This is a genomic window from Methylophilus sp. Leaf416, assembly GCF_001424665.1.
GTDB lineage: Bacteria > Pseudomonadota > Gammaproteobacteria > Burkholderiales > Methylophilaceae > Methylophilus.
On sequence record NZ_LMQS01000004.1, the window covers coordinates 216,139 to 240,814 of the forward strand.

Consider the following 24,676-nt stretch of genomic DNA (forward strand, 5'->3'; position numbering starts at 1 on the left):
AATGATCGTTTAATTAGCTTAGAAGTTTTAGGCCAGCGGTGCAACGCGTAAGCTGTTGCCTTCCACCGCGATGATGCTGGCAGGTTGATCGATGGCAATCTCCACATCAGCAACCGCTGTCCACTCCTTGCTACCCATCACGCCCTGGCTAAAACGAATTTTGCCTGGCTGCGCCGGACTCACTGTGGCAATAATCACACCCTGGCGACCAATTTCCTCACCTTGCGCTTGCCCTACACGCGGCGTTGGATTGCTTTTTTCACGTTTGCGCCAGATAAGCACTGCTAATACGGAAAAAATGGCATACACCACTATTTGCCATGCCGTACTGAATGCTGGCAACGACCAGGAAACTAATCCCATTACCAACGCCGCCATCCCAGGCCAAAGCAGATACAAAGTGCCGGATAGCATTTCCAGACACAGTAAAATCAGGCCCAGACCAAACCAAACCCACATGATATCCATGCCAAATACTCCCACTGAATCCACCAATGTTGAAGATTAATTTTACATAGTAGCATTCTCTTCTGATTGCAGATATGACGCCCGCTGAATGATTGATGAAGATTCGCCTGCAGAATCTGCTACAAAGGCGAGCTCAGGCATCAAAGCGAAGAGCGGCCTATGGTAAAATCAGGCGCATGAATACCCCTACACAAAATTCCAATCCCGCACGCGAACTCGCCAAATCCTTTGACCCGAAAACCATTGAAAGCCAATGGTATGCCTTCTGGGAAAGCAAAGGCTTTTATGCCGCTGGCATGAACCCCGAAGTCAAAGATAATTTCTGCATCCTGTTACCGCCGCCTAACGTCACCGGCACCCTGCATATGGGCCATGGTTTCAACCAGACCATTATGGATGCGCTGACCCGTTATCACCGTATGCGCGGCGACAATACCTTGTGGCAACCGGGTACAGATCATGCCGGTATTGCCACACAGATAGTGGTAGAGCGCCAGCTGGACGCGCAAGGTGTGAGCCGCCATGACTTAGGTCGCGAAAAATTCCTGGAAAAAGTCTGGGAGTGGAAAGAGTATTCCGGCGGCACCATCACACAGCAAATGCGCCGCCTGGGTACTTCGCCTGACTGGAGCCGTGAGCGCTTCACCATGGATGCCGGCCTCAACAAGGTAGTGACTGAAACCTTTGTCCGCCTGTTCAATGAAGGCCTGATATACCGTGGCAAACGCCTGGTGAACTGGGATGTGAAGCTGGGAACCGCCGTGTCTGATCTGGAAGTGGTGCAGGAAGAAGAAGATGGTTCCATGTGGCATATCAACTACCCGCTTGCCGATGGTTCTGGCCAGCTGACTGTCGCAACCACCCGTCCGGAAACGATGCTGGGTGATGTGGCAGTGATGGTGCACCCGGAAGACGAGCGTTACGCCCACCTGATTGGCAAACATGTAGCATTGCCGCTGTGTAACCGCGACATCCCGGTGATTGCCGATGACTATGTAGACAAAGAATTCGGCACTGGTGTTGTGAAAGTGACGCCGGCACATGACTTCAACGACAATATGGTCGGCCAGCGCCAGGGATTGGACAAAGTGGTAATCCTGAACCTGCAAGGCTTTGTTCCAGAAACCGCAGAAGTCTATGCCGCTGACGGCAGCAGCAAATCACCGATTGCCTTACCTGCCAACCTGGTCGGCCTGGAGCGATTTGCTGCGCGTAAACAGGTGGTGGCCGATCTTGAAGCTGGCGGCTTCCTGGTGAAGGTTGAAAAACACAAATTGAAAGTGCCGCGTGGTGACCGTACCAATGTGGTCATTGAGCCTATGCTGACCGACCAGTGGTTTGTGGCGATGAGCAAACCGGGTGAGGATGGCAAGAGCATCACGGAAAAAGCCCTGGAAGTAGTCGCCAATGGCGAGATCAAGTTCTACCCGGAAAACTGGGTGAATACCTATAACCAGTGGCTGAACAATATCCAGGACTGGTGTATTTCACGCCAGCTGTGGTGGGGTCACCAGATCCCCGCCTGGTACAGCGATGATGGCAAAGTGTATGTTGCGCATGATGAACCGGAAGCCAGATCCATGGCGGCCAAAGATGGGTATAACGGTGCTTTAACACGTGACAATGACGTACTGGATACATGGTATTCGTCTGCGTTGTGGCCATTCTCCACATTGGACTGGACCGGCGACGAAGTGGTTGACGCGCAGAATCAGGCTTTACAGCAGTTCCTGCCATCTTCAGTACTGGTCACCGGCTTTGATATTATTTTCTTCTGGGTGGCGCGCATGGTGATGATGACCAAGCATATCACTGGCAAGATTCCGTTCAAGCATGTATACGTGCACGGCCTGATCCGCGATGCGGAAGGCCAGAAGATGTCCAAATCCAAGGGCAACGTGCTGGACCCGATAGACCTGATCGATGGTATTGACCTGGATTCACTGTTGAAAAAGCGTACGACAGGCTTGATGAACCCGAAAGATGCAGAAAAAATCGAGAAGCGTACGCGCAAGGAATTTCCGGAAGGCATTGCAGCCTATGGCACCGATGCACTTCGCTTCACCTTTGCCAGCCTGGCTTCACCAGGACGCGACATCAAGTTTGACCTGCAACGTTGCGAAGGTTACCGTAACTTCTGCAACAAACTGTGGAATGCCACCCGCTTTGTGCTGATGAACACCGAGGGCCAGGATAACGGCTTTGGCGTGGAAAGTTGTGACGATGGCGGCCGTAAATTCAGCCAGGCTGACCGCTGGATAGTCAGTCTGTTACAGCGCACCGAAGCTGAAGTGGAACGTGCGTTTAACGATTATCGCTTTGACCTCGCGGCGAAGGCGATTTACGAGTTTGTCTGGGACCAGTATTGCGACTGGTACCTGGAAATTGCCAAGGTACAGATCCAGGGCGGCAGCGAAGCCGAGCAGCGTGCCACCCGCCGCACCTTGTTACGCGTGCTGGAAACCATCTTGCGCCTTGCCCACCCGATTATCCCGTTTGTGACCGAGGAAATCTGGCAGACCGTGGCCCCGATGACGGAACTCAAAGACAAGTCTCGCGGCACTGAAAGTATTATGCTGCAGGCTTACCCCAAGGCTGACCTGGACAAGATTGATGAAGAAGCCGAAGCCTGGGTGGCAACCCTGAAAACGGCGGTAGAAGCCTGCCGCAGCCTGCGTGGTGAAATGAGTATATCGCCGGCGGCGAAAGTACCCTTGATTGCAGCGGGTGATGCCGGACAACTGGAAGCGTTTGCGCCCTACCTGAAGTCACTGGCCAAGCTTGAAAATGTAGCTATCGTAGCTGAATTACCTGAGGCGGATGCGCCAGTGATGCTGGCCGCAGATTTCAGGTTGATGCTGAAGGTGGAGATTGATGTTACCGCCGAGAAAGAGCGTTTGGGCAAGGAAATCGCCCGCCTGCAAGGTGAAATCACCAAGGCCAACAGTAAACTGGGCAACGAGAGTTTTGTCGCCCGCGCCCCGGCTGCCGTGGTTGAGCAGGAAAAAGCCCGCCTGGCCGAGTTTAGCGCCAACCTGCAAAAACTAGAGGTTCAGCTCGCCAAACTGAAATAGAACATACGGTACCGTAGCCTGCTTAGGCGACGGTACCGCACTTGTGGCAAAACTTGGCAAACGCATTTTTGCGTGAGTGGCAGGCGATGCAATAGTTATGCAGGCAAATGCCGCAATGCGTACAAAAATCGTTGCTTTCATTTTTTAAATCCACGTTGCGCTCGCAACCAGGGCACACGCTCTTGGCTAGTCTGGCCAAGGCCGTGTCGTATCCAAGCTCTTCACGCCGCTTAAATTCTGGCTGTGACTCGGCCAGTTTTTGTTGTTCAAGATAATTCTGTAACGCGGTAATCGCATATTTGCCCCCCACGACAGTAATCACGATCCCAACAATGTAACGTACATAACCACCATAATCCGGCAGGTAAGGTACCAGCTCGACAAAAAATGCCATCAGGGCAAAGATAATAAATCCCCATACAAACGGCCAGTACGGGGATTTGCGTTTGTTGATGAATAACCAGGCAGCCAACGCCAGCAACGGCAAGGTCAGCAACAAGCGGTATAAAAATACGCGCATTTCCTGATCTTCATATGCATCGTTAAATTGCTGCCGCGCCAGCTCTTCCAGATTATTGACCTGGGCCAGCAACTGATTTTCCCGCTGGGAAATATCAGTCTGTTTCTGCTGGATGTCTTCAATCGCCCGCTCAGCGTCGCGCTCCAGTTTTTTTAACGTATCCAGCGTCTTTGTGCGGCCAACCAGGTCGTCTACCTCATCGGTAACATCCCTGGCAGAGACCCAGTTATCAAACGTGGTGCGGGCAGCCTGGTAATCTTTCTGCCGGATAATCAGCTGCAAATTGACTTGTTCAAGCTGATCGGCAAGCGTTTGATGCTGACGGGCAAGCACCTTGAGCTCTGTGCGTAACGGATCTATTTTGCTGTGATTGACGAAATGCTCGGTGGTATAGCTGGTTTCTACACGCGGAAGATCACCAATAATATTGGTGCCCAGGCCGGTGAGAAACATGGCAAAAATAATTGCCACCATCCACAAGGCTCGGTTAAACCATTTTTCTGACAAGCGGACGCCTTTGCTCATGACATACCCCAAAGTGATATTGCCAACGATGCTAACGGGCTTTTACGTTTGCGGCAAGCGCTAGTCATGTGCCTACGCTGGTATGCGGGGAACACAGGCGGTAAAATGCGGTTTTAATTCCTTGGCTGGCAATGGCTGAACTTAAACAAGACTCGCCCGATGAAGTGATGTGCAGTTGCAGTGGCACCACGCGCGGCATGATTCAGGACCTGGTTAAACAGGGCAAGGACCTGGATGGTATTTCACGCTATTCCGGCGCGCTAAGCGGGTGCGGCGGTTGCGAGTGGGATATTGGCGAACTGGTGAAAGAATTAATGGCAGATTTGCCGGCCGCGCTAGATCAAGAAAAACCTGATCAAGAAAAACCTGATTAACCGCAGACTTTGCAGCCAGGGTCTTTGGATAACTTGATCGTACGCCATTCGGCAGATAAGGCATCCAGTAACAACAAGCGGCCTTGCATGGTTTGGCCTATTTTCAATAGCACCTTAATCGCCTCAGCCGCCTGCGCAGAGCCTATCATGCCAACCAAAGGAGCAAACACCCCATTATCGGCACACCTTAACTCCTGGTCATCGCCTACATCTGGATACAGGCAGTGATAACAAGGCGACTCAGCATGCCGGAAATCGAACACACTTAATTGCCCTTCAAAGCGTATGGCAGCGCCCGACACCAGTGGCGTCTTAGTGTTAAAGCATAATTGATTGAGCAGATAGCGGGTGGCGAAATTGTCTGAGCAGTCGATCACTACATCGGCAGCAGAAATACGTTCAGAAGCTTCTTGTTCAGTCATTCTCGTCAATACGGTATTAACGGTAATTTCCGGATTTAACTGTGCAATCGTCGCCTGAGCGGATAGCGCTTTATTCTGCCCCACGGCGGCTGTGGTATGAATAATCTGCCGCTGCAAATTTGTCATATCCACCTGATCAAAATCGCAAATGGTGAGCGTACCTACGCCCGCGGCTGCCAGATACATCGCCACCGGCGCACCGAGCCCGCCTGCACCGATTATCAGGGCGTGACTATGGGTCAGCGTTTCCTGACCGGCATATTCAATTTGCGGCAGCATGATGTGCCTGCTGTAGCGTAGCAATAAATTGTCTTGCATACCTTATATATCAATCCATTTTCAGGGTAGCCGTTGCGCCTGTACCATTTGCTGGATCAGCACTTTGGGTGAAAGCATGATCAGCTTGTCGTCGAACACCGCACTATCGGTTTGTTGCTGGGCTTTATCGACAAAAGTCAGATCGCCATCCGCATTTTCCTGCTCATCAGAATGAACCGCTGCGGCCATGGCATGGCTTTGCCCGCCAGACACGGATTGTATGCCACCCAGCCCGTTTTCGCCATGCGAAAGCACGATGGCTGCCGGGCGACTGGGGATGCTAGTTGCCGCCCCGGTATCTCCCAGCACTTGTACATTGCTCGCACTTTCGGCCGCAGCGACTGAAAACCACTGCGCATGATGAGTGAAAGTACTGTCAGCGCGATAGCGAAAGTAGCGTCCCCAGGCATCGGTGGCGACCAGGCCGAGCTGCATCCATGGCAATATGCCCTCGTCGCCAACACAGCTTTGGTTAGATAATACATTTTCCCAGCCATCGGGCGGACTGTCAGTATCAGGGCATGGCAGGTAATGATGAATCACTGCATGCCCCAGCAATGCTTGCTGCGCTATCTGTAATCTCTGCTCAGTCTGCTGATATTTTTGCAGGCTATGTTGCACCCGCAACGGCGTCATTAACCAGCCCATCATCAGGCTGAGTATCACCAGCGCAATCGCCAGTTCCAGCAGACTAAAGCCGGCTTCCCCAGGCGTGGAAACAGGACTATTCTGCTTGATAACATATTGATTGATCATAGAACCAGACTCATCGCTGGAAGCTGTCATTACTGGCTATGTCCATTGCGTTTGAATTAAGTATTTGCAATTTTTGCAACGTACTTGCCTCCAGGTAAGCGGCAATATTACTTTTGTCTAAGGTGGTGTTCCGCGATTGTGACGTTAATTTTTCACCCGCCATGACAACTATGGCATGAGGTGATGCCGGCTGGTAAAACACCTGCTCACGCCAGCCATTTTGCTGAAACCAATGATGCCTGGCATCACCATCCAGTATATGCTGCAATGCTAAAGGCCAATGGGCAGCAGCATCCAATGGCAGTCTGCCCAATCCTGATGATGCTGGCGAACACTGCCCGGCAACCAAAGATTGCACCCCCAAACAACTGCTATCTGAAATAGCTGCAGCCGTCGGCAGTGCAGCGCAAGGGCTGGCATTACAGCGCAAAGCGCGCTTGACCTCCGAAAGTACCTGTTGCTGCATATGCCTGTGCATGATTGTTGCGGTTACTGGCCATGTAACATCATTAAAGTTGATGGAAATTGGCGCCTGTACAAACCCCCTGAGCGAATTTTCTATGGCGTTTGCATTGTCTCCAGCGTCGGTCGTATCCAGATAATTCTTGATATCGTCAGCACTCGCGTCATTGCGTTGTTGTGCCCAGCCATCCTTGCGTACCAGTGGTTGCATAGGTGCAATAATGACGGCGGACACTCCATTGCCCTGTGTCGCGTCCCAGTTAATTTCATTTATAGAAATGACACTCCAGCTGCCTGCGGTATCAGTATTTAGCGGCAATATGCGCGGATTATTTTTATACCTCTCTGAAACTGCATACCACAGGCGCTCACCACTGCCATCCCGGATATCGCCCACACCCAGTGTCTTCCATGGCAGCCGCCCGATGCGGGAAGTGTTGCTACAACTGGTTTCTGCGAGGCCATCGTTGTTGCGGTCGGGACAAGGCAAGTCACCGGGCCGTTGGCAATTCATTTCACACTGGGTTAGACCAAGCGGCTGATTGGCATAAGCCAGTAATGCCTGCTGAGCCAGAGTAAGTGAAGCCATGGTTTTTTGCATCACCAGCTGCTTGGGTGGATATTTCAATGAAACCTGTATTGCAAATCCGGCTAGCCCTGACAATATCAAAAGGATGACCCATGCCGTGACGCCACGTTGAAGCTGAATTGTCTGCTTCATGACGCACTTAACAACTGCGGAAATACATCGGGAAAATTAAACCAGCGTAATTCGCATTCTGCAGCAATCAAGTCTGTAGACTCCGCAACGGACCAGGTACAGCTATGCACCAGCAACATATCAGCATATTGATGCTGTAACTGTTGTAACCAATCGAGTACTTCTGCCTCATGATTGACTAACCAGTGCATATTGACCGGTGTTACAGTCATTGATAATCCAGTAATGGTATTGCCTGGAAAAAACTGATTGCAGACTGAATTTCCACAGGTTTTTGGAGGCTGAATGTCGAACTGCATGTGAGACAGATGTGCTTGCTGTTGCAGTGTCATCCAGGCACTAACCCACAAAGCAGGGTTGGCTGCTTTACTTAATCCCTGTCGTTGCCAGCGCGCCTGGTTTGAGAAATAGAAGCTAGCTTCCCTCTGATAGGTTGCCTGCCGGTTAATTTGCTGAGCTAATGCATATAATTGCTGCTGAAGCTTTAAAGATGTCTCGTGTACTTCGGCTTGCTTGGAAAAGATAATACCGATAGATATTGCTCCCAGAATACTCACCAGCACCCAGCCGAGCAAAAACCAGCGCAGTCCCAACCAATACGGGTTGTGTATCATGCCGCTGTCTTTTCCTGCGGACGTAACCATATATCAATAGATGGCTGATCATCGGGCCGCGATAATTGGCGAGTATCCCCTCGCTGTTCAGGTAGGCCAGAGGTGGGCGAAGAATGTATTTCTTTTAGCTCGAATACTTCAGGATGCTGGCGTAGATTCTCAAGCAATAACTGCCATTCCTGGTGCGCATTTAAAGCCATGGCATTTTCCTTTTTGAAAAACAGGACCGACACTGTTTCATACCATTGGTTATCCTGCTGCACAGATTGATCAAGCATTGGTCCATAGCGCCACTCAACTTTTTTTACCTGCCAAAACTTCTGGTGGGTCATGACTCCTTGCAGCATCGCCAACGCCCTGTCCGGCAGACGTGTAGCAGTTTTAATCCGCTGTACGCCCGATGATAATGTTTGCAGACGTGGCAAATCCGCTTCAGCGAATCCCCATGCCGGATTGGCTGCCTGCCACTGGCCTATTTTTGTTTCGGTTTTCTGGATGCTCAATTGGGTATTTTTAATGGATTGTTGACCCAGCCAGCCTACGATCAGGCATACGCTGACCATCATCCCGCCCGCCAGTAAGATGTTGCGCTTGCCACGCTGAATACGATCACCCAACAAATTAACCTCTGGTGCAAAATTTGGCAGATGCCGTTTACGCAACACGACTTGCACAGCGGCCCATTCCACTTCATTGAATGCGTTGGGTACACGCCGGCCAGAGAGACCAATTACATCTGGAAAAGCTTTAAATGTTTGTTTAATAGCTGCAGGTAATTGCTCAGATGGCAATCCGCTGGCATTCGCACCTTCACCCAACCAAACCATATGCAATGGTTCTTTTTCTTGCAGCCACTGCTGGCTGATCAGATATAAGCGGGTTTGAGTGACCTCGTCATTCAACCGCGAGCGCAGCGACTCATCAATTGACAGTGTCAGCAGGCGGCTAAACAGAAGCTTTGCCTTATAGTGATAATGAATGCGCAGTTGCTGCTTTTGAAGATAAATATACAAACAATGCGTATCGGCTGATTGTGAATTTGAAATCGCACATGGAAAACATAATGCCTGTGTATATACACCTCGCACGCGCATATTTTTATGTTGCAGCGTTTGCAGCCAATCACGCAATGGCGGGTAATGGATAGCTGAAAACAGGTAACGGTCTTCTTTCCGCACATTTTGTACAGTGTCTAATATATGTACAGCATGCAATCCCTGTGTAAACGGCCAGGCGGCTAACCTGCGTGTAAGTAATTGTTTACTCGCAGCGCCGCTGACATGTGGCAATACCTCAACATGGTAATGCTCATCGGCAATATCGGTAAGGAAATACACCGTTGCTTCTGCATGTTTTTTAAGCAAATCCAGTAGCAGTGGCTGATTTTCTGCATGCGCAGAAAACTCCGTTAGGGAGTGATATCGCCCACCCCTGAAATGCGCCACTCGCCATTGATCATGTGTTATCAAGACAACAAGTTGCAGTTGCACCATATCCATTACCGTAATGTCGAAAAGCTGTCATAAACGGGGAGCATGACCGCGGCCATCAGAAACAGCAGCATCAACCCGAGTAACATGGTCAGTACTGGTTCCAACAGTTGCAACAGGGACTGCATGTTCGCCTGCACCTCTCTATCGTAAAAAGTAGCCTGCTGGGACAACATGCGATCCAAGGAGCCGGTGGTTTCACCAACACGGATCATGCGCACCAGCAAAGGTGGAAACCAGCCGGCCGCCGCAAAACTGGCGGCTAGCCCTTCACCACTTTGAACGCGCTGATGCACCTGACCCAAAGCCTGTGCCATCACTCGGTTGTGCAATAGTGGCTGACACCACTCAAGCGCCTGTAATAGTGGGATCCCGGTTTGGTACATCAACCCTAGAAAACGACATAACCTGGTCAGCACTAACTGATGCAGTAATCGACCTAACACGGGTATTTTTAATATTTTTTGATCGCAATAGAGTGCGAATAGAGGTGAGCGTTTAAGTGTGAGCCGAAAGCCAAACGCCAGCAATATCAACAAAATCAAACCGATTGCACCATAAGCGATTACCCAATCAGACAAGCCCAGCAACAAGCGGGTAGACCATGGTAATTCCTGACCTAAGCTTTGCAGGAAACCCACCATCTGCGGAACCAGGAATGTCAGCATAACGACGGCGGCCACACAGACCATCACGCATAACAACGCCGGGTAGGTAAGGCCGCGTCGCGTTTGCGACATCAAATCGGCCTGCCACTGCAAGGTCTGTGCGAGATGCCCAAAAATTTCCGGTAGTTGCCCTGTATGCTCGCCCGCAGCGACCAGGTTGCTGATGAATGCGGGGAATACATTTGGCTGCGCTTGCAACGCTTGTGACAGTAGCTTTCCGGCTTGCAATTCATGCCGTAATGCACTGAATGCCGCAGACATTAATCGGTGCTCGCATTGCCCAGCCAACTCTTCCAGCGCTTGTAATAAAGGAACACCGGCTTGCAGCAACTGCTCCATCTGAATGCAGAACTGGATCAAATGATGCGCCTTGATACGTGGTTGAAGCCAGTTGACCGGTTGCCCGATTTTGATTGTGAGTAATTCAAGTCCCTGCATTTTCAGGCTAGCTTCAAGCGCCTGCTCACTGCTGGCTTGCAGGTTTCCACGTTGCAGTCGGCCCTCTTTATCGATTGCGGTGTAGCGATAAGAAGTCATGCCTCTGCCTCTTCAAAACAGGCACTGATATCTACGACCCGGCGCAATTCCTGCAAGCTGGTTTCCCCTGACAGTACAAGTTGCAACCCTTCTTCAGCCAGTGTGGTATAGCCATACCGCCTTGCCTGTTGATGTAAATGTGGAATAGAAGCTTGCCCTGCAAGCAACGCATCCAATGTGGGATGCATGGTGAGTATTTCCATAATGGCCAGCCGGCCACGGTAACCGCTCATGCGACATTGCTCGCAGCCTGCCGCCTGAAAAAGAGTCATGCTTTCTGCGGCATGCGATGGAAACAAAATTTGTAACAATGCTGCTGTCTTTGCATCAGGTAAAGTTTGCACTTTGCAATGGCGGCATAAACGCCTCAACAGGCGTTGTGCAATGACTCCAACCACGCTACCCGCCATCATGGGCGGGCTGATACCAAAGTCTGTTAACCGGGCAAAGGCTGCAATTGCATTATTCGTATGCAAGGTTGTCATGACCAGGTGGCCGGTCATTGCGGCACGGATTGCCATCGCAGCCGTTGGCTCATCACGCACTTCACCGACAAGTATGACGTCGGGATCCTGCCTCAAAATGGCCCTGATCCCACTCACAAAATCTACTTTATTCGCTTCGTTAATCGATGTCTGTCGCATCAGCATATGCGGGTATTCCACCGGGTCTTCCAGCGTCATGATGTTTACATGCGGATGGTTCAGGTGCCCGAGCATTGAATAGAGCGTGGTGGTTTTTCCGCTACCGGTAGGGCCGGTCAGGATCAATAATCCTTCAGGTTTTTCCAGCATATTCTTGAGCAATTGCAATTGCGGCAGGCGCAAGCCCATGCTATCAAGGGGAATAATAGATTTGTCCCTATCCAGAACACGCAGTACGATATTTTCACCATGTAGCGTGGGATGGCTTGATACCCTGAAATCAATCTGCCTGCCACATAAAAACAGGTTAACGCGACCATCTTGCGGGCTACGTTGTTCTGCAATATCCATCCCGGCCAGTATTTTCAGCCTCACGCACATCGCAGGCCAATAACGGTCGTGCACACTTCGAATTTGCCACAACACACCATCAATCCGATAGCGGATCCTGAGAAACGCCTGCTCGGGCTCAAAATGGATATCCGATGCACCTTGCTTGACTGCATCCACCAGCACGGCATTCACTAATCGGATGACTGGCCGTGTATCCTGCTGGGAAAGATGTTGAGCTTGTGTGGTTTCCTCTTCTATCTCATGCAAAATGGCATCCAGCGATAAACTATGGCCATAAAATTTATCCAAGGCCTGCTCAATGTGAGCTTCAGTCGCTAACACAGATTTCAGCTGGATTTCACCGCCTACTAAATAACGTAATTGATCCAGCACCATGACGCGATTCATTTCCGCCATGGCTACGCGCAAAACCTTTTTGTCAGCAGAAATATCAAGTGGCAGCACCCGGTGCTGTTTGGCAAATGCCTCGGGTACCATAGCCAGCACTTCGTGATCTGGAATCACTTGCTGTAAATCAATACTTTCCTGCGCATGGTGCTGGGCTAGCACATCCCGGATGACGGCATCTGTCACAAAATGCAGCCGCACCAATTGTTGTCCTAGCAACAAGCGACTTTCCTGCTGCTCTATCAAAGCGATTTCCAGCTGATCGGCAGTGATCATACCTTTAGTCAGCATCCATTCACCCAAGCGCACTTTGTCAGCAGTGATTAACATGCCTAATCTATTCCGCTGATGAGAGGTTCATTGCGATCAAAGTCATAGCCTGGAATTTCCAGGCGGAGCATTTCTAGGTACTTTTGCTCACTTTCGGCATCGCCAAGTTGCCTGAAAGCCAGACGCAACCCTTCCATGGCTTCTACACTATGCGGGTCTGCTGTTAATAATGCTTGAAAAACTCGCTGGGCTAAACTCACATCTCCAGCTTGCAGTTGCCTCGCAGCATTGGCAATTCCATTGTTAGCCAGTGTTTCCGAAAGCGCAGGACGTTGAATGTGCAATTGCCACTGTCGTATATAACGCGGAGCAATCTTTGGTCTACCATCTTGTTCGATTGGGCTTTCCAAAGGCGTAATAACAGGTAAATCCTGTTTGGCTTGTTGAAACAAGCTTTCACCATTATTTTCTTTTAATACTATCTCTGGCTTTGCCAGCTCAGGAGCAATATTGTTTGCTATGCGAGGTGGCAGTCGTAAATTGGTATTCAACTCCACATCAAAAAACAGTGTTTTCATATGCAGGCATGTCATCAAAACAATCAACCCAACACCTACCCATGACAAGGCTAATAACATTTGTTCGTCTTTGCATTTCGATGTAATCAATGCACCTCGATATGAATGACTGAAAGTCTTATCAATTGCCAGACGACTGACAAATTGAGCAAATGTCGATGCCACATTCAAGATGGTTCTCCTATGCCGAAGTCAATGTCATCCATAGGTAATGATTCTGGCAACAGCGGCTCAAACGCTTTCAGATCACCAGCCTTCACATCCGCCAAGCCGATAACGGTAGGCCTCAAAAACACCACCAGTTCTGTTTTTTTAGCTGCCTGATTTTTGCCTTTAAATGCATAGCCCACAATAGGTATATTGGCTAACCCCGGCACACGGTCGGTAAAGTCTCTTTGATCTTCCTGCATTAACCCGCCCAGGATCGCAACGTTACCGCTGGGTATATTGAGCACAGATTCCATCTCGCGCACTTGTATTTCCGGGATGCTACTGACAATACGGGTGCTGCCATTTCCTAACTGAGGATTGGGGTCTTCGATATAGCGCAAGACTTTTGAGACGGTAGGTCGCACATTCAGATTGACCCGCTTTTGACTATTAATTTGAGCGGTGACCGCCATGACCAACCCTACGGGTACTGTATTGGCTGTAGTAGTCACCGCCTGCAAATTTGCACCGTTATTGCTGCTACTTTGTGAAATCTGGGATTGAATGGTGAAATAAACCAGGTTATCCACTACCTTCAGAATAGCGGTCTGGTTGTTTAGTACCATTAATTTGGGGCTGGAAAGTACTCGCGTTTTTCCGAACTGTTCTAGCAAGGTGACACTGGCGCTTAAATTCCCAAACCGGCTAAACGGATTGAAATAGCCAAACATAAAGGCCACGCTGCCATTATTCTGGCCAAGTGCGTTTTTACTATTATTGCTTTCGAAACTTCGGCTAGTGGTATTGAACTGTGCCGCCTCGCTGCCCAACGATTGCGAAAACACAACTCCGCGCTGCTGGGCGGATGAAGATAAGCGGCTCCAGTCTATGCCCATCTGAAAACTCTTGCTTAATTCAACTTCGACGATTGTCGCTTCGATTAACACCTGCCTGGCCGCCACTTGCATGACGGATTCCAGATAGGATTTGACCTGTGCCTGCTGGCTATGCGAAGCGCGTATGGTCAGGATGCCGGTCTCGGGATTAGCGATCAATCGCGAAGCACGCCAACGGACATGGGCTTGCTGGGTTTTTTCTGATTTCGATGAAGTTTGGGGTGGCTGTGTATTTAAGCTTTCGACGCTTTGGCGGGGTAAATCACCAGCTTCTGGTATCTCCGCAGGAATGCTACTGAATAAAGATACTGCACTTTCTGAAACTTCGTCTCTGGCAATAGTAGCTTTGTCTGTCTCTTCCAGTAAAATCTGTAAATTCTGTACGACACTTTCCCACAGATGATAACGGGATTGTGTTGCTACCGCCGTTCGCGAACTATTGCTATTTCCTGCCCCCGATACTTGTGATTGAGTTGATGCGTTACTATTATTTTGCGCAGAACCGCTTGCCGGCCTGCCTGCGCTATTGATTTCACTGGCAACTCCGATAAAGCCAGTCGTGTCACGCGTCATGTTTACATAATTCAGACGATAGCTCCGTAAAACCGGCATATCCGGTGCGATCAACCAGACGCCATTTCCCCACTCGTAATACATATCGACCTGCCTGGCGATACGCGACAAAATCGCAGGAATAGATTGTTGTATTGCATGTAACGACACTTTGCCCCTTAGACCCGGATGGATATCCATATTCATGTGGCTTTCTCTGGCAAGCGCTTGCAGCACCTCCTGCACCGGCGCTTCTTGTACGACCAGATTAACCAGCAGAGTGGGTGAAGCAGATTTTAAAGGTGGCTTGGTAATAACTTGCGCTTCAACATCCGTTGTTTCAACTTCAGGATAAACGTGAAGCGGAGTTGAATCAGGCAAGTCGGGATTGAGTTCAGGAAGGTGCAGCTCAGAATGGTGTTTAGCTTCTTGCATCCCGCGCGAGACACAGGATATCAAGCAAAAACACATCAGTAGCATGGCAGCAAGGCGCATGCTCTCCCCTTTTAAAATTGATTATTATTAACATATATTAAATATAGTTAATAACAGATGTCAACTTTCAGGGAAGTTTATTAGTGTTTGGGATCTATATGTAAGAAAGCAAAGAAGGACTAAATATTTAGAACAATTCTATATCGCCCTCAATAGTACTGTCCTGGATGTTGCCGCTTTCTACCAGTTTCTCGTAAAAGCAAATCTGGTCACGGCCATGTTCTTTAGCGTAATACAACGCTTCGTCCGCGCGTTCGAGCACCGTATTAGGAAGGATATTGAGCGCCATTTTTGAACACCCGACACTCATGGTAACCTGGCCCACCTGCGGAAATACATGTGCATTCAACGTTTCCCTGAAGCGCTCCATTAAACCAACGATATCATCCTCTTCAGCGCAGGAAAACACACCGACAAACTCTTCACCGCCAAAACGAAATAGTAAATCGCCTTCACGGAAAGTTTCTTGCATCAGCCTTGAAAGCAACAGCAAGACTTCATCCCCAATCAGGTGACCATAGGTATCGTTAATTTTTTTGAAAAAATCGATATCAAAAATCGCCAGGAAATGATGCAGCGGAAATTTGAATTCAGGCTTGTAATCATTGAACAAAATTTTGCTGACGCAATGATCAAAGGTTTTGCGGTTAAGCAAACCGGTCAATGCGTCGCGCTCATTCTCAATAATCAGACTGGCATAGTGGTGGAACATATCCAGACATTGCTTGATCAGGTCAACCGCTTTGCTATCCAGCGTTTCATTCTGTATCAGCAAAATGGCATGCTTGTGTGCGACGCTTTGTTGCAGGGGAAAAATATGCAGCTTTTCGTTATTCGTTTCTATGCATTCATACTGTTGCGCGCCTTTATCCATACATGCCAGCAGTAATGCATAGTTTTCGGATTCCCAGCCCTCAAATGCCAGAGGTTTATCATTGCTTTCAACAGCATCGATAACAGACATCAATTGGCGCCGGGATAACACTTGCATCCTGATCGGTTCACTTTGGGTGGCAAAAACATTTAACCAGTGCTGCATGAGCGATAGCAAGGCTGGATCCAGCGCAAGACTCTCCCTGACCTTGGTAAGATCAGTAAGACTCTGCATAAAATTGCTCAGATTTAGGGGAGTAGTCATGTGTTCGGCGTAGGGATTTACGAACACTTTATCAGCAGCGATGCGCACAGTTATTGGCAAAAAGAGCCAATATTTTCAATTAATTTGGAGTTTAGATTTTGAGGAAAGAAGTTGGGGTGGCTGATGGGGCTCGAACCCACGACAACAGGAATCACAATCCTGGACTCTACCAACTGAGCTACAGCCACCATAGAGACTTTTAATTGGTCTGCCCGACAGGAATCGAACCTGTAACCCCCAGCTTAGAAGGCTGGTGCTCTATCCAGTTGAGCTACGAGCAGATAGGTGTTACATGACGATTGGGCAATCCAGAGAAACTGGTCGGCGTGGAGAGATTCGAACTCCCGACATCCTGCTCCCAAAGCAGGCGCGCTACCAGACTACGCTACACGCCGAAAGCAGGAATATAACCGATTTTCTGAAATCGTGTCAATCTTGATGTGATAAAATTCTATTTTTAACGATGATTTTTTGCTCATGAGCGCACACATTATTGATGGCAAGCAAATTGCCAGTCAACTTTTAGACGATATAAAAAGCAGCATTGACCAACGCCTGAAATCCGGTAAACGTGCGCCTTGTCTGGCGGTTGTACTGGTGGGTGATGATCCCGCTTCTGCTATATATGTGCGCAACAAACAGATTGCCTGTGAAAAAGTGGGCATTGTTTCCAAAGCGCACAAATTACCATCCAGCATTTCACAAACTGAGTTATTCAGCCTGATTCAACAATTGAATCAAGACCCCAGTACAGACGGCATTCTTGTGCAGTCTCCTCTGCCGCATCATATTGATGAAACCGCCATTCTGGCATTGATCGACCCGGCTAAAGATGTGGATGGCTTTCATCCTTACAATATTGGTTTACTGGCTGTGCGTCAGCCGCAATTACGTTCTTGCACACCTTATGGCGTTATTAAAATGCTGCAAGCCAGCGGCATTAACCTCAAAGGGCTGGATGCTGTGGTGGTGGGTGTTTCCAACCACGTAGGCCGCCCGATGGGGCTTGAACTGTTACTGGCAGGCTGCACGGTGACCAGTTGCCACCGTCATACCAAGGACTTGGCTGCACACCTGCTGCGGGCCGATATCGTAGTCGCGGCGGCCGGGAAAGCTGGCTTGATTAAAGGCGAATGGATTAAGCCTGGCGCAATTGTGGTGGATATCGGCATTAACCGTTTACCTGATGGCAAACTTGCCGGCGACGTTGAATTTGAAGTTGCCAAGCAACGGGCTGCGTATATTACTCCAGTGCCTGGTGGTGTGGGCCCGATGACGGTAGCCACGCTGATGGAAAACACACTGAAGGCTCTGGAACTGAGAGAACAGAAGTAACTGGATGCCACGCATCGAGAAAGATACTTTGCAAGCCTATAAAATCGGTGTAAACTCGCGCGATTATTGATTAACGTAATGCAATAAAAAGCGCCCTTGAGGCAAGTAATATCAAGTAGTTTCGTCCTTTGGAACCATCATGGCAGACACCGTTAACAAATCTTTTACCCCTTACCAGCCAGCGGCCGGTGAGGAGTACATGAACAAAAAACAGCAGGAACATTTCAAAAAGATCCTGAATAACTGGAAAGCAGAACTCAGTCACGATATCGACCGCACGGTGCATACCATGCAAGATGAAGTGACCAGCTTTGCCGACCCAAATGACCGTGCCAGCCAGGAATCAGACATGGCTTTAGAGTTGCGTAACCGTGACCGCGAGCGTAAGTTGATCAAGAAGATTGACGAGACATTGCGCAATATCGAGGGTGGTGACTACGGTTATTGCGAGGGCTGTGGGATTGAAATTGGCCTTAAACGCCTGGAAGCACGCCCGACTGCAACATTATGTATTGATTGCAAAACGCTGGATGAAATGCGTGAAAGGCAAGTCGCTAAATAAATAGTGACGAGCAAAAAAGCGAGTGGTTATTGCCCACTCGCTTTTTTATTTGTAGCTTAGCCTTTCAACTTAGGCATTTAAATAGCGTCAAGGCTGCAACAGTTATCTCTGACTAGCCACCTAGCTGGACTTTACCAAGCCAGCTTTACCAATTCTCCTCAACAGAAAAAAGTCGCTTGTGCTCGCGAATGGCATAACGGTCTGTCATGCCGGCAATGTAGTCAGCAACCGCTCGTGCCTGATCCTGTTTGGCCGCAAGCTGATGTTCATCCGGCATTAATTTGGGTGATTGCATAAAAGCGGAAAACAACTCTTCAATAATCCGTCTAGCCTTGGCGCTCATGCGGTTAACTTTGTAATGCTGGTACAAGTGCGTGCGCAAAAATTGCTTAAGTTCCAGATTTTTATCAGCTATCGCTTGACTGAACCCAACCAGATACGGCGCTTTGCGTACCTGGTCAATGGTTGCAGGATTGAGTTTTGTAATCGCCTGCTGGCTTTGTTCACACAAATCCACCACCAGCACATTAATCATGCGACGTACAGTTTCATGGATCAACCGTTTTTCTTCAATTTCGCCATACAGGTGCTTCACTTCTGCCATATTTTCGGCAAACAGCTGGATATCGGATAGCTGCTGCATGGTAATCAGGCCAGAGCGCAGGCCGTCATCCACATCATGATTGTTGTAAGCAATTTCATCGGCAAAATTAGTGACCTGGGCTTCAAGACTGGGAGATTCTTTGCGTAAAAAACGCTCGCCGACATCGCCTAACTGCTTGGCATTTTTCTGGGAACAATGCTTGAGGATGCCTTCCCGCACTTCAAAGGTCAGGTTTAAGCCATCAAAACTGGCGTAACGGTTTTCAAGTAAATCGACTACGCGCAAAGACTGCAAGTTATGCTCAAAACCACCAAAGTCACGCATGCATTCATTGAGCGCATCCTGCCCGGCATGGCCAAATGGGGTATGCCCAAGATCATGCGCCAGCGCAATTGCTTCGGCCAGATCTTCATGCAAGCCTAAAGTGCGAGCAATTCCGCGCGTGAGTTGAGCGACTTCAATACTATGGGTCAGGCGGGTGCGGAACAGATCGCCTTCATGGTTTACGAACACCTGGGTTTTATATTCCAGGCGGCGGAAAGCGGTAGAGTGAATAATGCGGTCACGGTCACGCTGGAATACATTGCGCGTGGGTGACTCTTGCTCAACGACCTTGCGGCCACGCGTTTGTTCGGGATGCGCTGCAAAGCGTGTTAAGGTCATTTTAATCTCTATTGGTAATCAGGCAACCTGTGATAGTGTCTGCTTGAGTTTATCGGCATCATAATCGGCTGTAATCACTGCCTTGCCTATGCCTTGCTGCAGGATAAGCCGAATGCGGCCATCCGATACTTTTTTATCCAGCTGCATCAGCCGCAAATACTCTTCAGCGCCAAAGTCTGGGGCATCGAGCGGCAATTTAGCTGCTTGCAAAATCGCTTTGATACGTTGAACCTCTGTGGCATTCAGCCAGCCCATGCGTTGGGACAAGTCTGCCGCCATCACAGTTCCGGTCGCCACCGCTTCACCATGCAACCACACGCCATAACCCATTGCATTTTCGATGGCATGGCCAAATGTATGGCCCAGATTTAGCAAGGCACGTTCACCTTGCTCATGCTCATCCGCCGCGACCACTTCAGCCTTGTTCTGGCATGAACGATAAATGGCATAGCTAGCGACTGCAGGATCCAATGTCATCAATGCAGACATATTGGTTTCCAGCCAGTCAAAAAAATCGGCATCGCGGATCAGGCCATACTTGATCACTTCAGCCACACCTGCCGATAACTCACGTTGCGGCAATGTTTTTAGCGTATCAATGTCAGCCAATACCAGTTTTGGCTGATAAAACGCGCCTATCATGTTTTTACCCAATGGGTGGTTAATACCGGTTTTACCACCGACACTGGAATCCACCTGTGATAGTAAAGTCGTAGGCACCTGGATAAAGGGTACGCCGCGCAAATAAGTCGCCGCCGCATAGCCGGTCAAATCCCCAATGACGCCACCGCCCAATGCAATTAGCGTGGTATTACGCTCACAGCGGTTTTGCAGCAAATGATCATAAATAATCTGCAGGGTATCGTTATTTTTATATGCCTCGCCATCCGGCAGAATAATTTCAATCACACTCACGCCAGCATCTCTTAAAGGTTGGGCAAGCGCATGCATGTACAAAGGTGCTACGGTGGTATTGCTGACAATCGCCACTTGCTTGCGTTTGAGATGCGGCATAATCAGATCGACCTGCCCTAAAAGGCCGTTGCCGATATGAATGGGGTAGCTACGGTCAGCCAGGCTAACGGTTAGGGTTTGCATGATGACTCCAGCGCGCGCAATGCAGTTTCTATTTTATGAATAATGACGGTCACCGGTTGATGCCCAGTATCGACGATTAGATCGGCAGTCTCGGTGTATAGGGGGTTACGGGCATGAAACAATTGTTCCAGCTTGGCTTTTACATCTACGTTTTGTAACAAAGGGCGATTTTTATCGTTGCGGGTACGCAGATACAGCTCATTGACGTTGGCACGCAGGTAAATCACATAACCATATTTTTTTAGTATGGCACGATTTTCCGGAGCGATAATCGCCCCGCCTCCGGTAGCCAGCACGATATTATCCTGCTGTCCAAACTCTTCCAGCGTGGACGTTTCGCGCTTGCGAAAGCCAGCCTCCCCTTCCAGCTCGAAGATAGTGGGGATTTTAACGCCGGTGCGCTGCTCGATCACGTGGTCGGTATCATAGAAGGTTTTACCCAGACTTTTGGCGATCAACTTGCCAACTGTGGTTTTGCCTGCACCCATTAAACCGATTAAAAAAATATTATTTGGTATACGCTCACCCATAAAAAAGCCCAACCGATCCAGTTGGGCATTTTAAGGCAAAGAGGGTCCGCTGTCAGTAACAGCGGGGTAGCAACAGGTAATTAGTTCAAGGCCAGCGTTTCATCCATGACTTTAGGTGTGATGAAAATCAGCAACTCAGTTTTGTCTTCCTGCTTGGTATTGCGTTTGAACGCGTACCCAACCACTGGCAAATCGCCAAAGAACGGTACTTTGTCAGTAGCCTTACGTGATACTTGCTCGTAGATACCGCCTAGAACCACCGTTTCACCATTGCCTACCAGTACTTGTGTTTGCACGTTCTGGGTATTGATTGCGACACCACCGGGCAGCGTTTCCCCTCTACTATCTTTGCGTACATCCAAATCCATAATAATTTTCTGGTCTGGCGTAATCTGGGGGGTGACTTCGAGGCTCAATTCAGCTTTTTTGAAGCTTACCGCTGTTGCACCACTGCTGGTCGCTGTCTGGTAAGGGATTTCCACGCCTTGAGCAATACGTGCTTTTTGCTGGTTGGCAGTAGTCACGCGCGGGCTCGAAATTACCTTACCGCGCGCATCGGCTTCCAGTGCTGACAACTCAAGATTCAACAGCAAGTTAGCTGACAATTTAAGCAGGCTTAAGGCAATGCCACCATAAGCATTGGTCACTGGCAGGTTAGACATCAAATCAGGCAGGCCATCCGAGCTGGTCAATGTACTGCCATTATTGCTCGCGGTTTGAATACTGCCGTTATGTGTACCTTGCGTCGCCACACCTGTAGTTGAAATTTCGGTGAAGCGGTTGCCTAACGAGCCGCTCACTGTCATATTGGTATTGCTGCCTGGCGTTCCCGTTTGGGTAATCCCGAAACGTGCGCCTAAGGCTTTCGAGAAAGTGTTAGAAGCGATCACCATACGCGATTCAATCATCACCTGTTTCACTGGTACGTCTACCTTGTTAATGATTGCCTGAATCTCTTCCAGTTTTTTTGGGGTGTCCTGGACAAAAATCGTATTGGTACGTACATCAAAAGTGACGCTGCCTCGCTGTGACAGGATGCGGTTCATTCGTCCGGCAGCAGATCCGGTAGAGCTTCCCGTTGAAGCGCCAGCTGCCATACCAGGCCCACCTCCCAGCAACATACTTCTGAAATCAGCCGCTTTCTGATACCTGAGTGAAAAAACTTCAGTCCGCAAGGTCTCAAGCGTTTCCCGCTCGGCATCTGCAGTCAATTGCGCTTTTTCCTTGGCTGCAAATTCTTCTGCCGGGGCAATGGAAATCACACTGCCATTGACGCGCATATCCAGGCCCTTGCTTTGCATAATGACATCCAAAGCCTGGTCCCAAGGCACATCCTTCAAGCCTATCGTTACACTGCCCGAAACCGAGTCACTGACCACAATATTTTTACCTGTGAAGTCAGCAATCACTTTCAGCACATCCCTTACATCCACACGTTGGAAGTTAAGCGACAATTTTTCACCAGCATAGCCCTGTTTAGAGCCCTGGATCAACTTATTAGGGTCTTTTACCAATGGGCGGATATCCACTACCAGCTTGCGATCAGCCTGATAGGCAGACTGCTCCCAATCACCTTGCGGCTCAATCACAATTTGTGCCTGATTATTGTGGCGCAGGGCATCTACATAGAGCACTGGTGTGTTGAAGTTGATTACATTCAGGCGGCGCTGCAACGACTCTGGTAACTCAGTGTTGGTGAAATCAATCACCACTGTTTTACCGGCATTGCGCACATTCACACCTACATGACTGTCGGAGAGGTCTACTACAATGCGTCCTTCACCATTTTTGCCACGTACAAAATCTATATTCTGAACACGATGCTGAGCAAGCGCGACAGGTTCGGAGAAGCGTTTCGCAGCTGCAGTTGCTGGGGCCAACTCGCCGCTTTCTTGAGCAAGTGCAATCACCAATGCACTTTGCTGTAATTGCAACTGATGTTGCACCGGTTTAGACAGATTCAGCACTACCCGGCTTCGATCATTTGCCTGCACTATCTGCACAGTCTTCAGTGCGCCCTGATTAACAGCAACCACATTCTTGCCGGTAGCATTGCTGGTGCGCGGAATATCGAATACGACTCTGGGCGGATTCGATAAGGTAAAGCTCGCCGGTGCGGTGGCCAAAGGCTGTGACATTTGCAGTTGTACATTCAGGCGGCCGCCTGGTAGCGTGGTTACCTCAATGGCTTGCAGTTGATTATTACCCGCAGGCATTTCTGCCGCCATTACCGGTTGCGCTGTCATCACAACGAACAATAGTGCTAGCTTTGTAGCAAAAGAAATATATGTTTTCATCATTGATGTTCCTGCAATTCCAATGTCGTCATTTGCTCGGCCCATTCACCGGTCACCTGGTCCTGAATGGTCTCTTTAATTCTTAATTCATACTTTAACGTCTGTTTGTTTTCTGCCAGCGAAGTGATTAGCCCCAGCTTTTCTCCCATGTATTGCCCAGGCTTAACCTGGTACACCATGTTGTCAGGCGTTTGTATGGCGGCAAATATTTTGTTCTGTTTGCTCAATACACCAACAAACTTGAGGCCTTCTAGCGGATAAGCTTCCAGTGGCTCTTTATGCCGTTTAAGATCAGGCTGCAAAGCACTTTTTACTGTGGCTTTGCGTGGCACAAACGGGTCATGCAAAGCAGCGTCTGCGTTATATTGTTTAGGCGAAAAACCTTGCACTTGCGGCAATGGCTCAATTGGTGCTGAAGCTGACTGACTAGCGTCATTCATGAACTGTGTCAGGTCATCTTCCTGCGCTTTACCGCATCCCGTCAGCAACATGGCCGACATCACCGTTAACAAATATTTATGACGTATCATTTCTTAACCGCCTTGGCATCTTCTTTTGCCTTGCGTGCAGCCACTTCATCCGCATCCAGGTAGCGATAAGTTTTCGCAACAGCTTCCATGACCAGTACCTCTTTATGGGGATGTCTATCATCCTTAGCCATCGGCTGTATTTGTAAATTGTGTAGTGTCACAATCCGCGACAGCTTAGCCACCTCGGTGACAAAAGCACCCAGCTCGTGATACCTGCCCAACACTTTAATATTGATGGGCTTTTCGGCATAAAACTCTGCAAACACCTCCGGCTGAGGCACAAATGCTTCAAAAGATAATCCCTGACTCAACCCAGCCTGGTTGATATCGGTTAACAATCCGTCCATTTCCGACCTATCCGGCAGCTGTTTCAGCAATACGCCAAACGTACGCTGAATCTCCAGGACTTGTTGCTCATAGGCTTTAATCTTGATGGCCTGCATATTTTTCGCCAGGTACTCATCGCGTAAGCCTTGCTCTTTTTCTTTTTCAGCACGCAGTTCTTTAAGATTGGGATTCAGTAAAAACATATAACCCAGTACCAGAATCATCGCAGCCAGTATGCTTAACAGCACCACCTTCATGGGCAATGGCAAGTTGCCGGCATTTTTTAAATCTATATTATTAAAATCCGAAAGTTGCAT

General features: G+C 49.1%; 22 protein-coding genes and 3 tRNA genes. 4 read left to right on the plus strand and 21 right to left on the minus strand.

Going from position 1 to position 24,676, the window contains the following annotated elements:
* Positions 1–27 precede the first annotated feature (27 nt).
* On the minus strand, positions 28–468 hold the full coding sequence (locus tag ASG34_RS10790) for an NfeD family protein (protein ID WP_055830388.1): 441 nt from the start codon (positions 466–468) through the stop codon (positions 28–30).
* A gap of 176 nt (positions 469–644) precedes the next feature.
* Between ASG34_RS10790 and ASG34_RS10795 the strand changes: the two genes are divergently transcribed.
* Complete coding sequence (locus tag ASG34_RS10795; protein ID WP_055830390.1) at positions 645–3,542, plus strand: valine--tRNA ligase; 2,898 nt, start codon at positions 645–647, stop codon at positions 3,540–3,542.
* Positions 3,543–3,564: 22 nt separating this feature from the next.
* Here the strand turns inward: ASG34_RS10795 and ASG34_RS10800 are convergent, their stop codons facing one another.
* On the minus strand, positions 3,565–4,587 hold the full coding sequence (locus tag ASG34_RS10800) for a zinc ribbon domain-containing protein (protein ID WP_055830392.1): 1,023 nt from the start codon (positions 4,585–4,587) through the stop codon (positions 3,565–3,567).
* Between the two features lie 131 nt (positions 4,588–4,718).
* Between ASG34_RS10800 and ASG34_RS10805 the strand changes: the two genes are divergently transcribed.
* Complete coding sequence (locus tag ASG34_RS10805; protein ID WP_055830394.1) at positions 4,719–4,961, plus strand: (2Fe-2S)-binding protein; 243 nt, start codon at positions 4,719–4,721, stop codon at positions 4,959–4,961.
* Here ASG34_RS10805 and ASG34_RS10810 read toward each other — a convergent pair.
* From ASG34_RS10810 to ASG34_RS10870, 13 genes are all read right to left on the minus strand, one after another.
* A complete protein-coding gene (locus tag ASG34_RS10810; protein ID WP_055830396.1) occupies positions 4,958–5,701 on the minus strand; it encodes a HesA/MoeB/ThiF family protein in 744 nt (247 codons plus the stop codon). The two genes, ASG34_RS10805 and ASG34_RS10810, sit on opposite strands and share 4 nt — an antisense overlap.
* 21 nt (positions 5,702–5,722) lie before the next feature.
* Positions 5,723–6,487, minus strand: coding sequence for a type II secretion system protein (locus tag ASG34_RS10815; protein ID WP_235559778.1), 765 nt, complete (start codon positions 6,485–6,487; stop codon positions 5,723–5,725).
* The gene (locus ASG34_RS10820; protein WP_055830399.1) at positions 6,468–7,640 is read right to left on the minus strand and encodes a hypothetical protein; all 1,173 of its coding nucleotides are present in this window, start codon (positions 7,638–7,640) and stop codon (positions 6,468–6,470) included. The genes ASG34_RS10815 and ASG34_RS10820 overlap by 20 nt, the downstream gene beginning before the upstream one ends.
* Entirely contained in the window at positions 7,637–8,254 is a 618-nt protein-coding gene (locus ASG34_RS10825) for a hypothetical protein (RefSeq protein WP_055830401.1), read from the minus strand. Before ASG34_RS10825 ends, ASG34_RS10820 begins: the two co-directional genes overlap by 4 nt.
* Positions 8,251–9,747 carry a hypothetical protein gene (locus ASG34_RS10830; protein ID WP_156376482.1) on the minus strand — a complete coding sequence of 499 codons (1,497 nt, stop codon included), beginning with the start codon at positions 9,745–9,747 and terminating at the stop codon, positions 8,251–8,253. The genes ASG34_RS10825 and ASG34_RS10830 overlap by 4 nt, the downstream gene beginning before the upstream one ends.
* Before the next feature lie 5 nt (positions 9,748–9,752).
* Entirely contained in the window at positions 9,753–10,949 is a 1,197-nt protein-coding gene (locus tag ASG34_RS10835; RefSeq protein WP_055830405.1) for a type II secretion system F family protein, read from the minus strand.
* On the minus strand, positions 10,946–12,664 hold the full coding sequence (locus tag ASG34_RS10840) for a GspE/PulE family protein (RefSeq protein ID WP_055830406.1): 1,719 nt from the start codon (positions 12,662–12,664) through the stop codon (positions 10,946–10,948). Before ASG34_RS10840 ends, ASG34_RS10835 begins: the two co-directional genes overlap by 4 nt.
* A 2-nt stretch (positions 12,665–12,666) precedes the next feature.
* Positions 12,667–13,353: a tetratricopeptide repeat protein gene (locus ASG34_RS10845; protein ID WP_055830409.1), complete on the minus strand. Its 687-nt coding sequence runs from the start codon at positions 13,351–13,353 to the stop codon at positions 12,667–12,669.
* A complete protein-coding gene (locus ASG34_RS10850) occupies positions 13,350–15,275 on the minus strand; it encodes a pilus (MSHA type) biogenesis protein MshL (protein ID WP_235559779.1) in 1,926 nt (641 codons plus the stop codon). Before ASG34_RS10850 ends, ASG34_RS10845 begins: the two co-directional genes overlap by 4 nt.
* Positions 15,276–15,402: 127 nt before the next feature.
* The gene (locus tag ASG34_RS10855) at positions 15,403–16,383 is read right to left on the minus strand and encodes a GGDEF domain-containing protein (RefSeq protein ID WP_055830411.1); all 981 of its coding nucleotides are present in this window, start codon (positions 16,381–16,383) and stop codon (positions 15,403–15,405) included.
* Positions 16,384–16,525: 142 nt separating this feature from the next.
* Positions 16,526–16,601, minus strand: a tRNA-His gene (locus tag ASG34_RS10860).
* Between the two features lie 16 nt (positions 16,602–16,617).
* A tRNA-Arg gene (locus ASG34_RS10865) sits at positions 16,618–16,694 on the minus strand.
* Between the two features lie 37 nt (positions 16,695–16,731).
* A tRNA-Pro gene (locus tag ASG34_RS10870) sits at positions 16,732–16,808 on the minus strand.
* A gap of 82 nt (positions 16,809–16,890) precedes the next feature.
* Between ASG34_RS10870 and folD the strand changes: the two genes are divergently transcribed.
* Both folD and dksA read left to right on the plus strand, forming a co-directional pair.
* A complete protein-coding gene (gene folD, locus ASG34_RS10875; protein ID WP_055830412.1) occupies positions 16,891–17,748 on the plus strand; it encodes a bifunctional methylenetetrahydrofolate dehydrogenase/methenyltetrahydrofolate cyclohydrolase FolD in 858 nt (285 codons plus the stop codon).
* A 139-nt stretch (positions 17,749–17,887) separates the two neighbouring features.
* Complete coding sequence (gene dksA / locus ASG34_RS10880; protein WP_055830414.1) at positions 17,888–18,310, plus strand: RNA polymerase-binding protein DksA; 423 nt, start codon at positions 17,888–17,890, stop codon at positions 18,308–18,310.
* Between the two features lie 145 nt (positions 18,311–18,455).
* On the opposite strand, the gene ASG34_RS10885 is transcribed toward dksA, so the two are convergent.
* The 6 genes from ASG34_RS10885 to ASG34_RS10910 all read right to left on the minus strand — a co-directional run bounded on the left by ASG34_RS10885 (position 18,456) and on the right by ASG34_RS10910 (position 24,676).
* Positions 18,456–19,577, minus strand: a complete 1,122-nt coding sequence (locus ASG34_RS10885; RefSeq protein ID WP_055830416.1) for a deoxyguanosinetriphosphate triphosphohydrolase — start codon at positions 19,575–19,577, stop codon at positions 18,456–18,458.
* A gap of 18 nt (positions 19,578–19,595) precedes the next feature.
* A complete protein-coding gene (gene aroB, locus ASG34_RS10890) occupies positions 19,596–20,675 on the minus strand; it encodes a 3-dehydroquinate synthase (RefSeq protein ID WP_055830418.1) in 1,080 nt (359 codons plus the stop codon).
* Positions 20,663–21,205 (minus strand): shikimate kinase, encoded by a 543-nt coding sequence (locus tag ASG34_RS10895; RefSeq protein WP_055830420.1) that lies wholly within the window; start codon positions 21,203–21,205, stop codon positions 20,663–20,665. The genes aroB and ASG34_RS10895 overlap by 13 nt, the downstream gene beginning before the upstream one ends.
* Positions 21,206–21,285: 80 nt before the next feature.
* Entirely contained in the window at positions 21,286–23,505 is a 2,220-nt protein-coding gene (pilQ, locus tag ASG34_RS10900; RefSeq protein ID WP_055830422.1) for a type IV pilus secretin family protein, read from the minus strand.
* Positions 23,502–24,032 (minus strand): pilus assembly protein PilP, encoded by a 531-nt coding sequence (locus ASG34_RS10905; protein ID WP_055830423.1) that lies wholly within the window; start codon positions 24,030–24,032, stop codon positions 23,502–23,504. The genes pilQ and ASG34_RS10905 overlap by 4 nt, the downstream gene beginning before the upstream one ends.
* The gene (locus ASG34_RS10910) at positions 24,029–24,676 is read right to left on the minus strand and encodes a type 4a pilus biogenesis protein PilO (RefSeq protein WP_055830425.1); all 648 of its coding nucleotides are present in this window, start codon (positions 24,674–24,676) and stop codon (positions 24,029–24,031) included. Before ASG34_RS10910 ends, ASG34_RS10905 begins: the two co-directional genes overlap by 4 nt.

Bases quoted from the DNA above. Each gene is read 5' to 3' on its own strand.
- aroB (WP_055830418.1), bottom strand. From the start codon at position 20,675: ATGCAAACCCTAACCGTTAGCCTGGCTGACCGTAGCTACCCCATTCAT.
- ASG34_RS10800 (WP_055830392.1), bottom strand. From the start codon at position 4,587: ATGAGCAAAGGCGTCCGCTTGTCAGAAAAATGGTTTAACCGAGCCTTG.
- ASG34_RS10795 (WP_055830390.1), top strand. From the start codon at position 645: ATGAATACCCCTACACAAAATTCCAATCCCGCACGCGAACTCGCCAAA.
- ASG34_RS10905 (WP_055830423.1), bottom strand. From the start codon at position 24,032: ATGATACGTCATAAATATTTGTTAACGGTGATGTCGGCCATGTTGCTG.
- ASG34_RS10885 (WP_055830416.1), bottom strand. From the start codon at position 19,577: ATGACCTTAACACGCTTTGCAGCGCATCCCGAACAAACGCGTGGCCGC.
- ASG34_RS10840 (WP_055830406.1), bottom strand. From the start codon at position 12,664: ATGTTAATCACTGCTGACAAAGTGCGCTTGGGTGAATGGATGCTGACT.
- ASG34_RS10910 (WP_055830425.1), bottom strand. From the start codon at position 24,676: ATGCAACTTTCGGATTTTAATAATATAGATTTAAAAAATGCCGGCAAC.
- ASG34_RS10810 (WP_055830396.1), bottom strand. From the start codon at position 5,701: ATGCAAGACAATTTATTGCTACGCTACAGCAGGCACATCATGCTGCCG.
- ASG34_RS10855 (WP_055830411.1), bottom strand. From the start codon at position 16,383: ATGCAGAGTCTTACTGATCTTACCAAGGTCAGGGAGAGTCTTGCGCTG.
- pilQ (WP_055830422.1), bottom strand. From the start codon at position 23,505: ATGATGAAAACATATATTTCTTTTGCTACAAAGCTAGCACTATTGTTC.
- dksA (WP_055830414.1), top strand. From the start codon at position 17,888: ATGGCAGACACCGTTAACAAATCTTTTACCCCTTACCAGCCAGCGGCC.
- ASG34_RS10815 (WP_235559778.1), bottom strand. From the start codon at position 6,487: ATGACAGCTTCCAGCGATGAGTCTGGTTCTATGATCAATCAATATGTT.
- ASG34_RS10850 (WP_235559779.1), bottom strand. From the start codon at position 15,275: ATGCGCCTTGCTGCCATGCTACTGATGTGTTTTTGCTTGATATCCTGT.
- ASG34_RS10790 (WP_055830388.1), bottom strand. From the start codon at position 468: ATGGATATCATGTGGGTTTGGTTTGGTCTGGGCCTGATTTTACTGTGT.
- ASG34_RS10805 (WP_055830394.1), top strand. From the start codon at position 4,719: ATGGCTGAACTTAAACAAGACTCGCCCGATGAAGTGATGTGCAGTTGC.
- ASG34_RS10895 (WP_055830420.1), bottom strand. From the start codon at position 21,205: ATGGGTGAGCGTATACCAAATAATATTTTTTTAATCGGTTTAATGGGT.
- ASG34_RS10825 (WP_055830401.1), bottom strand. From the start codon at position 8,254: ATGATACACAACCCGTATTGGTTGGGACTGCGCTGGTTTTTGCTCGGC.
- folD (WP_055830412.1), top strand. From the start codon at position 16,891: ATGAGCGCACACATTATTGATGGCAAGCAAATTGCCAGTCAACTTTTA.
- ASG34_RS10820 (WP_055830399.1), bottom strand. From the start codon at position 7,640: ATGAAGCAGACAATTCAGCTTCAACGTGGCGTCACGGCATGGGTCATC.
- ASG34_RS10835 (WP_055830405.1), bottom strand. From the start codon at position 10,949: ATGACTTCTTATCGCTACACCGCAATCGATAAAGAGGGCCGACTGCAA.
- ASG34_RS10830 (WP_156376482.1), bottom strand. From the start codon at position 9,747: ATGGTGCAACTGCAACTTGTTGTCTTGATAACACATGATCAATGGCGA.